The following is a 9568-nucleotide window of genomic DNA, read 5'->3' on the forward strand; positions in this document are numbered from 1 at the left end:
ATCGAATCGTTTTCAGGCCGCCTCGCGGCCGCCCCGTTGTCCCGTGCTCTCGCCAAACTCGGCCAGCGGCGCGCGCAGGCCGCCCAGCAGGAAGGACATCAGGCGCGGCATGAGCCGCTGCGGATCGGCATCGTCGAAACTGCCGGCAAACAACTGCAGCGTATCGGTACCCGCAATCGCGTAAGACATGGCCCCCATCATGAAATGGAAACGCCACAGGATCTCCTCCCGCGGCGCGTCGGGCAGGGCACCGTACAGTGCATCCAGGAAGCGCTGGATCACTTCGGCATATTCTTCAGCCAGAAACTGGCGCACGAAGGCATTGGGCTCGGTGTAGGTGCGCCCGAGGAGGCGCATGAACGTGTGGCCGCCATGCTCGGTATCGGCGGCCAGCACCAGTGCGGTGCCAAAAAAGGCGTCGACGATGCGACTGGGTTTGACCGGTTCGCCGTTCGCCTCGGCCTGCAGACGATCGAGTGCTGCCAGCCGCTGACGGTTGAGTTCGGTCAGTCGACGACCGAAAACCTCCTGGATCAGCGCATCCTTGGTTCCGAAGTGATAGTTCACCGCGGCGATATTGGCTCCCGCACGGCTGGTGATCATGCGCATCGAAGTGGCTTCGAAACCATGTTCGACGAACAGCACCTCGGCCGCATCGAGGATGCGGTCACGGGTTTCCGGAGCGGGGAGGCGAGTGCGCGAAAGAGTCATCTAAAACGCTCGATTCAAACGTGTGTTTGAATCATACGTTTCATTGATCGAAAGTCAAGTTTTTCTGATGACCGCGTCGATCGAACTGCGGAGTGCAAGGAGACGGGCAAGCCATGCCTGCTGATCACGCCGGTTCATGGCGTACGAGCGCAATTGCCCTGCTGCGAACCCTAGGGCGCTAGCCGGAATGGGTGGTGCCGCGCCGATCCCGGGGGGTCCTGGCCGACATGACGGGCTTCCTCGAAAACGGCATCGCCATCCGAGCGGTCCTGCTGGCGACGATGCTCATTTTCAGTTCCCTCGCGCCTTCTCGGTCCTGCGAAAAGCCATGTGCGTCATCGTGGCCCCACCACGGATCATCGCAGCGGAGTTACCGCGGCCGCGACCGGGGCCCCTTCGATCAGCTCACGGCCTTTGAGGAAGCCCATGTCTTCGGCAACGGCTTGCGTGGAATAGAAGAGTCCCGGGTCTGACTTGGCGCTGGCGCCAGGCTCAGCCATTGGTCCAGCATCCTTGTCGGTGATCTTGACCGTGAAAGTCCATTGCTGACCATGGCCGGATAGCGCCTGGTTTTCAACGACACGCGGTTCCGCCCAGACATGTATCTGCTTGCCATGGTATTCCTCGGTCTTCCATGTGGGCTGATCGCTGACGGAAGTTTGCTGCGGGCTTTGGATGTTCATCAAAGTCTCCTGGTCGGGTGGTGGGGAATGATTTGACCGTGCCTGGTAGCGGGTAGGGTCATCCGGACGCCGGTCCTGCTGATCTGGACCGCCATCGTGATCCCGATTCCGGTACCGATCGTGATCAGACCCGCCGTAGCGGTCATGGGCGCCGTAGCGGTCACCACCATTCCGCTAGGGATCATCGTAGGCAAGGCAGCCGGACAACAGACCGACGGCCGCGATCAGCAGAAGAACGCGCTCTTTTATGTCACCTCCTGGTGAGCAGTGCTCCACGCCTGAGACAAGGAGCAGATATTGAGAGGACTGCCACCGTGTCGATCTAACGTAGGCCAAAGAACGACAGGATGACCAGGACGATCACGATCAGTCCGACGATGTATATGATGCTGTTCATGTGATTTCCTTCCGTGACTTGAAGGTCGAATCGCGAGCTTGGGGCGATTCACGACCGTCGAAATCCACCCTACTCGTCTCGCCGGAATTGCTCGGTACGTTGGCGCACACAGGAAGCCGAAACCCGGGGCCGTGCCCCGTGAATAGCCCAATACAACCGCACACTCATCTCACCATTCATTCCTTGTCGGCTCGTCAGATGTCGAGGCCCATCTCAGCACTGGTTTTTCCTCGCGGCTCCCCGACTGCCGGGCCTTCCAGCAAGGACACCGGGTTGCGGGTTCCGTCACCTCAACATTCATTTCTTGCGCGCCAATCCGCAACCCCCCGCAAGGGCACCTAATCAAGGCTAGAATCCCGTTAGGCATCAGGACACGCTCTCCCGGTGAACGGGGCCCGTCGTGGCGATGTCCAACAAGCAAGAAAGGCGGCGGATCAGACAGATGGCGTGTTCCCGCGGAGGCCGCGTTGACGCCGGCACTCGGTCAATCATCAGCCATACTTTGCGTGCTCGTCGGAGGGGGACATGGACAGCGGCAAGCCGGAAAGCGAACGGTCCGACGGACCGCCCGGTGTCTCGATCGACGACTACGAGCGTCTGCTTCGTGCATTGCGCACCCTGAGTGCAGGCAACCGGACGCTCGCGCGCGCAACCGATGAACAAACCCTGCTGCACGACATGTGTCACGCGATCGTCGATCACGGCGGCTATCGTATGGCGTGGATCGGCTATGCCAACGATGACGAAAACAAGACCATCCGGCCGATGGCGTGTGCGGGCGCCGAGGAAGGGATCTTCGACATCTTCGAGTTGTCCTGGGCGGACGAGATCAAGCACCCCACGGCGCTGGCAATCCGGAGCGGTTTGCCGCGCGTGGGGCATCTGGTGCTGGAGGATCCCGCGCTCGAGCACATGCGCGCCGAGCAACGCAAGCGCGGCTACGTGTCCGTCAGCGCCTTCCCGCTGATCATCGAGGGCGAGATCGGCGGCAATCTCAGCATTGTTGCCAGCGAAGCGGATGCCTTTGGTGAAGAAGAGGTCAACGTCCTGTGCGAACTGGCCGACGACGTGTCGTTCGGCATCGCTGCAATCCGCTCCCGCAAACGTCATCAGGAAGCCGAGGCAGCGCTGCAGCATATGGCCTTGTACGACGGGCTCACCGGCTTGCCCAACCGCGCGCAGTTCCGCAGACGGCTGGACGACCTGACTTGCCAGACACCGCGCACACTTCAACCGTTTGCGGTCGGCATCCTTGCCATTGACCAGTTCCGCGAAGTCAATGAAATGGTGGGCCCAGACCACGGCAACGAATTGCTGCTGCAGGTGGCCCACAAGCTGAGTGCCCTGGTCGAAGGGGAGGATCTGCTGGCACGGGTGAGCGACGACGAGTTTGCCTTGCTGTGGCTGGAGACCGATGCAGACCGCGCGATACAGAAGGCGACGCAGCTGCTGGCGACCTTTGCCGAACCCCTGACACTCGCCGAACTCGCGGTCGATGCGCGTCCGCGGGTCGGCATCGCGCTGTTCCCGGGACACGGCACCGATCCGGACGCGCTCATGCGACGGGCCGCGGTGGCAGCCCGTGAGGCGCGGCAAACCCCGGCCAACTACGCCATCTTCACCGGCAACCTGGACCGCGAGTGCAGCCAGAACCTGTCCCTGATCGCCGACCTTCATCGCGCGATCGCGAACGACCAGTTGCGCCTGTTCTGCCAGCCCAAGATCGACATTGCCTCGGGCATGTCGTGCGGCGCGGAGGTGCTCGTGCGGTGGGCACATCCGGAGCAGGGCCTGATCGGGCCCGATCGTTTCATCAAGCTGGCGGAGAAGGCCGGCCTGATCACGCCGCTCACCAACTGGGTGCTGGACGCAGCATTTCGTCAGCTCTACGCGTGGCAACTGGACGGCCTCGCCGTTCCCCTTGCGATCAACCTGTCGGCACGGGATCTGCTCGATGCCCGGGTGGTCGACCATATCCGGGGGCTGTTTCTCACCTGGGGGGTCGACCCGGCCAACGTCCAGTTCGAATTGACCGAGAGCGCCTTGCTGGAAGACCCCCAGCGTTCTCTCGAGACCCTTGATCGGCTGAAGGATCTGGGGGTCCAGTTGGCCGTGGATGATTTCGGCACCGGCTTTTCCAGCCTCAGCTATCTGCAGCGCCTGCCCGTGGACGCGATCAAGATCGATCAGTCGTTCGTCACTCGCATGGTGGAGCACGAGGGCTCCGACGCGATCGTCCGTTCCACCATCGACCTCGGCCACGATCTCGGGCTACGGGTGATCGCCGAAGGCGTGGAAGATCATGCGACGTGGCAGCGGCTGGCGGCGCTCAAGTGCGATACCGCCCAGGGGTTCTTCATCAGCCCGCCGCTCCCGGTCGAGGAGTTCGCGACCTGGCATATGCCCGCAGGACTATTCCAGACGACGGTGCACTGAACGGCAAGTGCAGGGTGCCGATCGATGCATGCCGTGAGCGCCCTGTCCCCCTCGGTGCCCCGCTACTGGCCCAGCCACACCACCATTCTCGCCCCGCCCGCCACGCCCCTTTCGATGCGCAGGTCGCCGCGATAGGCGAGCGCGATGTCGTGCACGATCGCCAACCCTATCCCGTGCCCAGCCACCCGCTCGTCGCCGCGCTCGCCCCGCAAGCGCAGGCGCTCCGGGTCGGCGATGCCGGGGCCGTCGTCCTCGACCACCAGCAGGAGCCCGCCGTCACCCCGCCGCGCATGCACGTCGACCCGGCTTGCAGCCCATTTGCACGCGTTGTCGATCAGATTGCCGAGCAGTTCCATGGCATCACCCTCGTCGATGCGGGCGCTGAACCCTGGTTCGATGTCATGGCCGAGCGCAAGCCCCCGGCCGGCATGGACCTTGGCCATCGACGCGAACAATCGGTCGACCAGCTGCGCGAGCGCGATCGGCGGCGCATTGAGGCTCGCACCCGCGGTCGCCGCGCGCTGCAACTGGTACTGCACGATCTCGTCCATGCGCCGGGCTTGCTCGCGCACGCACGCGGGCAGCCTGGCATCCGCCGGTGCGCCGCGCAACACCGCCAGCGGCGTCTTCAGGCTGTGGGCCAGGTCGGAGAGCGCGGTGCGATGGCGCTCCAGCAGCGCCCGCTCGCGGCGCAGCAGGCGATCTAGATTGGAGACCAGCGGCACCAGTTCGCGCGGCTGCGGAGTAGAAAGCTCCACCACCTCACCCGCCTCCATCGCGGCCAGGCGGCGGGCCAGCGCGCGCAGCGGCCGCAGTCCCCAGCGCTGCACCGCCACCAGCGCGACCAGCAATAGCACCGCCATCACCGCGAGCGCCGACCACAGACTGCGCCGATAGACCCCGACCTCGGTCCCGGTAGACGCCAGCGGTGCCGCAACCTGCAGCGTGAGCGCCACCGGCGTCGCGCCGATCGCCCATCGCACGCCCTGGGCCAGGACGCGATAGCGCGCGCCGTCGCCGCCCACCCCGACCACGTCGCGACGCATACCGGGGGCGAGATCTGCACCGAATGGCAGCACACGCCCGAGGGCCGAATCCGAGCCCCAGCGCGTGCTGCCATCGGCGCTACGGATCACCGCGTACAGCCCCGAACCGGGCGTCAGCAGCCGCGGCTCCGGCAGCGGATTCGGCAGCCGCACGCCGCCGTCGGCATCGAGTTCCATGATGCCCATCAGCAGGTAGAGCGCCGCCTCCAGGCGCTCGCCCTGTGCTGCATCGGCACTGTCGCGAAAGGCGCGATCGAGCGCGAGCCCGGTCAGGATCACGAAGCCGAGCAGAACGGTCGCCGACACCACCAGCAGGCGCGCCCGCAGCGACCACGGTGCGCTCATGCCTGCCGTGGCGCGAAGCGGTAGCCGCGCCCGCGCAAGGTCTCGATCGGCGCCCATTCCCCGCTCGGATCGAGCTTGCGCCGCAGCCGTCCGATCAGCACCTCGAGCACATTGCTGTCGCGCTCCGCGTCCTGCGGATAGAGGTAGTCACCCAGCTCGTGCTTGGACACCACGCGCTCGCGATTGCGCACCAGATAGTCGAGCACGCGGAACTCGAAGGCGGTGAGTTCCACCGCACGCTCCCCGCACGTCACCTGCAGCGCGTCGAGGTCGATGCGGTAAGGCCCCACCGTCACCACCGTGCTCGCGGCCCCCGCCGCACGCCGCCACAGCGCCCGCACCCGGGCAACCAGCTCGGGCATCTCGAAGGGCTTGACCAGGTAGTCGTCGGCCCCGCTCTCGAGACCCTCGACCTTCTCCTGCCAGCGCCCGCGGGCGGTCAGGATCAGCACCGGCAGGCGCGAGCCGCGCGCGCGCAGCGTGCGGATCAGCTCCAGCCCCGGCAACCCGGGCAGACCGAGATCGACGATGGCGACATCGAAGGGGTACTCGGCCGCGAGATACAGCCCCTCGCGTCCGTCCGCCGCCTCGCGCACGCTGGCCCCCGCCTCACCGAGTGCAGCCGCCACACCGCGGCGCAGCGACGCCTCGTCCTCGACCACCAGGACCCGCATCAACGCCGGCCTCCACCGGCGGCGTCACCGCCGTTGCCGGCCTCGACCACTACGACCCGCACATCACCGGACGGCGTCAGCACCCGCACCCGGAACACCGGCCGGCCGTCGCGCTCGCCGCGCTCGACGGCAAGCACGCGACCGCCGGTGCTCTTCTGCACCTGCGCCGCCGCCTGCTCACGGTCGAGCGCCGACACCGCGGGGGCGCCAAGCACCATGCACAGCGCAAGGGCAAGACGGAACAGGCGTGCTGACATGGCAGGGAGCTCCAGAATTCGGGGAAAGCCGGGTGCGGACCGGATCAATGACGGCCACGCCACGGCCTGTCCGCGACCTCGATATAGACCCTGCGGCCCGGATCGCGATCCATCAGGCGGGTGTGGCGACGCCCATTGTACTCATAGGTCACTTTGTAGCCGGACACGCGGCGCTCACGCTCGTACACCGTATGGCACCGTTCCAGGGGCCGCGCATAGCCGGTGTGGCGAACCGCCACCGCGCTTCCGTTGTTGCCGATACGATCACCGACGATCGCACCGACGACGGCCCCGACCGCGGTCGCCGCGATGCGGCCATCACCGACCTGGTTGCCGATCATGCCGCCCGCAAGCCCGCCGATGACCGCCCCGCCGATCGAACGATGCTCACTCTGGCGGTAATACCGGTCTCCATACCCACGCTCTCGCGTGCACCGTTGCCGCGGAACACGGACCCATTCGTACTGCGGTACCGTGCGGACCACCCGCGCCCAGCCGCGACGGTCGTCTGCGCGCGAGTCGCGATGGTGCGACCAATCCGCCTGCGCGGTTGCGGACAACGCGAGGCACGAGGCGAGAACCAAAACCTTGAGCTTGTTCATGATGTACTCCTTGCACCGGTAGCGCCGCGGAATGCGGCGGCCTGGAAAGGAGTTTGGCCGCGGGGGGCTGAACGGTAACTGAACCGCAGCCGGGGTGCGCTGCCGCGTCGGCCCATCCCGCCTCCCTGCAGAGAACGACGGACAGCTGGCGGTTCGGCGGTCCAGGCAATGAACGGCCACGCGATCCTCCGGATCAACGGAATGGCCGGCCTCCGTTGATTTCCGCCAATCGTCATGAGATCGTCGACCCAATATCAATACACTACCGGGGCTGCGCACATGAAAGGCGACAAGAAGATACTCGACACCCTCAACGGACTGCTGGCCGGCGAGTTGACCGCGGTAGACCAATACCTGATCCATGGCGAGATGTACGCCGACATGGGCCTGGGCCAACTGGCCGAAAAGGCGCTGCACGAGTCCGATCACGAGCGCCAGCATGCCCGCGCGCTGATCCAGCGCATCCTGTTCCTGGAGGGCACGCCCAACCTCGCCAAGCGCGACGCCCTGAATGTGGGGAAGGACGTGGCCGCGATGCTCGAGGCCGATCTCGCGGTCGAATACAAGGTGGTGGGCGAGCTGAAGAAGGCGATGGCTGCCTGTGAAAAGGCCAAGGATTACGTCACCCGCGACATGCTGGCGGCCCAACTCGAGGACACCGAGATGGATCACGCCTACTACCTCGAGAAACAGTTGCGCCTGATCACCCTGGTCGGCCTGCAGAACTACCTGCAGAGCCAGATGGGTTCGGGTACCCCGGGCTGAGGGGCGCGGCGATGAAAGGTGAAAAGAAGCTTATCGAGGCCCTGAACAAGATCCTCAAGAACGAGCTGACCTCGATCAACCAGTACTTCCTGCATGCCCGCATGTTCCGCAACTGGGGCCTCGAAAAGCTCAACGACTACCGGTACCGGCAGTCGATCCGGGTGATGAAGGAAGCTGACGAGCTGATCGAACGCATCCTCTTCCTCGAGGCCCTGCCCAACCTGCAGAACCTGGGCAAACTGATGATCGGCGAGACTGTCGTCGAGTGCCTGCAGTGCGATCTGAAATACGAGCGCGAAATCCAGCACCCCTTGCTGGTGGAGTCGATCGCCCTGTGCGAGGAACTGCAGGACTACGTCAGCCGTGACCTCCTCGAAGACCTGCTGGAGCACTGCGAGGAAGCAATCGACTGGCTGGAAACCCAGCACAGCCTGATCGACAGCGTCACCCTGCCCAACTACCTGCAGTCGCAGATGGAAGCGGGCGCCGACTGACGCCTGCCCCGTAAACCCGGCCGCGGCCGGGCGGCCCGGGCAATGCGGCAGCGGGCCGGGCCGCTACTTGCGTTTCGGGCAATCCTTGCAGCGCGGCTTCTTCTTGCAGCATTTCTTGCTCATACCGACTCTCCCGAGGATTTCAAGGGCGGGCGGCGACCGCTCCGAACCGCCCCCGGTTCACCGGGCAACAGGCCGCGGGACGAAACCGAAGCGGGCCGGCACCGCCTGCCGTCTGACCGCTTGCAGCGGCAACGCGTTCCAGGTCACGCCGGGCGCGCCGGCGCCAGGCGCGAGCAGGTCCGACTCGGTTGCCGGATCACCGCTTCCGCCCCGACATCCGTCAAGGAACAAGGCCAGATCGCGGTCGTCGAGTACGCCGATGCCGCGATCCGACTGCAGCAGGACCACCCCGTCTTCGTCGAGAAAGGCCGCGGTCGGCGTACCGCCGTCGGCGCCGGTGTGCGCGGCCAAGCTGCCATCGACACCGAGACGCCACACCCAGGGCGTGTAATCGAGCGCGACATAGACCCGTTGCGGCCCGTTGCGCACCAGCCAGTTGCCGCTTTCGTCCGGCCCATAGTTCGCGCCGATGTAGGCGACCAGGCCGGCATGCCTGACCACCTCGTCACGAAGCCGCCAGCCCCCTCTCTGGTCGAGCGACAGCCAGCCATAGCAGGCCGGCACGGTAGGCCAGGAACCGGGAGGGTCAGTGAGAGTGGACATCGATGGCGCTCGGCAGACAGGAGAGGACCATCATGCCACTTCGGACACCCGCCGTGCACACCCCGATCACGCCGACCCGCACACGCACTGGAGCCCTTACACTGCGCCCGAGATCGCCGGCACGACCTCGAACAGATCGCCCACCAGGCCATAGTCGGCGACCTGGAAGATCGGGGCCTCGGGGTCCTTGTTGATCGCCACGATCACTTTCGACTCCTTCATCCCGGCCAGATGCTGGATCGCGCCCGAGATGCCGACCGCGATGTAGAGCTGGGGGGCGACGATCTTGCCGGTCTGGCCGACCTGGTAGTCGTTGGGGACGTAGCCCGCATCGACTGCCGCGCGGCTGGCGCCGAGCGCCGCGCCGAGCTTGTCGGCGAGCGGCTCGAGCAGCGCGTGGTAGTGCTCGCTGCTGCCCACGCCGCGCCCGCC

At 65.6% G+C, this 9568-nt stretch carries 12 protein-coding genes; 4 read left to right on the forward strand and 8 right to left on the reverse strand.

All coding sequences use genetic code 11. The annotated features are described in order from the left end of the window. Positions 1–12: 12 nt before the first annotated feature. Positions 13–711, reverse strand: a complete 699-nt coding sequence (locus AC3A35_RS22445; RefSeq protein WP_487438642.1) for a TetR/AcrR family transcriptional regulator — start codon at positions 709–711, stop codon at positions 13–15. 356 nt (positions 712–1067) lie between these two features. Further along, the gene (locus AC3A35_RS22450; RefSeq protein WP_487438643.1) at positions 1068–1394 is read right to left on the reverse strand and encodes a hypothetical protein; all 327 of its coding nucleotides are present in this window, start codon (positions 1392–1394) and stop codon (positions 1068–1070) included. Positions 1395–1490: 96 nt separating this feature from the next. Between AC3A35_RS22450 and AC3A35_RS22455 the strand changes: the two genes are divergently transcribed. Beyond that, positions 1491–1658 (forward strand): hypothetical protein, encoded by a 168-nt coding sequence (locus AC3A35_RS22455; RefSeq protein WP_487438644.1) that lies wholly within the window; start codon positions 1491–1493, stop codon positions 1656–1658. Between the two features lie 658 nt (positions 1659–2316). Continuing rightward, positions 2317–4227, forward strand: coding sequence for a putative bifunctional diguanylate cyclase/phosphodiesterase (locus tag AC3A35_RS22460; RefSeq protein ID WP_487438645.1), 1911 nt, complete (start codon positions 2317–2319; stop codon positions 4225–4227). A gap of 62 nt (positions 4228–4289) precedes the next feature. Here the strand turns inward: AC3A35_RS22460 and AC3A35_RS22465 are convergent, their stop codons facing one another. The 4 genes from AC3A35_RS22465 to AC3A35_RS22480 are packed head-to-tail and all read right to left on the reverse strand — an operon-like array spanning position 4290 to position 7151. Beyond that, entirely contained in the window at positions 4290–5618 is a 1329-nt protein-coding gene (locus tag AC3A35_RS22465; protein WP_487438646.1) for an ATP-binding protein, read from the reverse strand. Continuing rightward, a complete protein-coding gene (locus AC3A35_RS22470; protein ID WP_487438658.1) occupies positions 5615–6292 on the reverse strand; it encodes a response regulator transcription factor in 678 nt (225 codons plus the stop codon). Before AC3A35_RS22470 ends, AC3A35_RS22465 begins: the two co-directional genes overlap by 4 nt. Further along, complete coding sequence (locus AC3A35_RS22475; RefSeq protein WP_487438647.1) at positions 6292–6549, reverse strand: PepSY domain-containing protein; 258 nt, start codon at positions 6547–6549, stop codon at positions 6292–6294. Before AC3A35_RS22475 ends, AC3A35_RS22470 begins: the two co-directional genes overlap by 1 nt. A 44-nt stretch (positions 6550–6593) precedes the next feature. After that, entirely contained in the window at positions 6594–7151 is a 558-nt protein-coding gene (locus AC3A35_RS22480) for a glycine zipper 2TM domain-containing protein (RefSeq protein ID WP_487438648.1), read from the reverse strand. A gap of 279 nt (positions 7152–7430) precedes the next feature. Here AC3A35_RS22480 and bfr (AC3A35_RS22485) point away from each other — a divergent pair, with 279 nt between their 5' ends. Next, positions 7431–7916, forward strand: a complete 486-nt coding sequence (gene bfr / locus AC3A35_RS22485; RefSeq protein WP_487438650.1) for a bacterioferritin — start codon at positions 7431–7433, stop codon at positions 7914–7916. 11 nt (positions 7917–7927) lie between these two features. Next, on the forward strand, positions 7928–8410 hold the full coding sequence (bfr, locus tag AC3A35_RS22490) for a bacterioferritin (protein ID WP_487438651.1): 483 nt from the start codon (positions 7928–7930) through the stop codon (positions 8408–8410). Positions 8411–8590: 180 nt separating this feature from the next. Here the strand turns inward: bfr (AC3A35_RS22490) and AC3A35_RS22495 are convergent, their stop codons facing one another. Next, positions 8591–9136, reverse strand: coding sequence for a DUF2946 family protein (locus tag AC3A35_RS22495; RefSeq protein WP_487438652.1), 546 nt, complete (start codon positions 9134–9136; stop codon positions 8591–8593). Positions 9137–9232: 96 nt separating this feature from the next. Next, positions 9233–9568: electron transfer flavoprotein subunit alpha/FixB family protein (locus AC3A35_RS22500; RefSeq protein WP_487438654.1), on the reverse strand; the 336-nt coding region annotated here is incomplete at its 5' end.

Source organism: Azoarcus sp. Soil_N_20 (assembly GCF_057656155.1).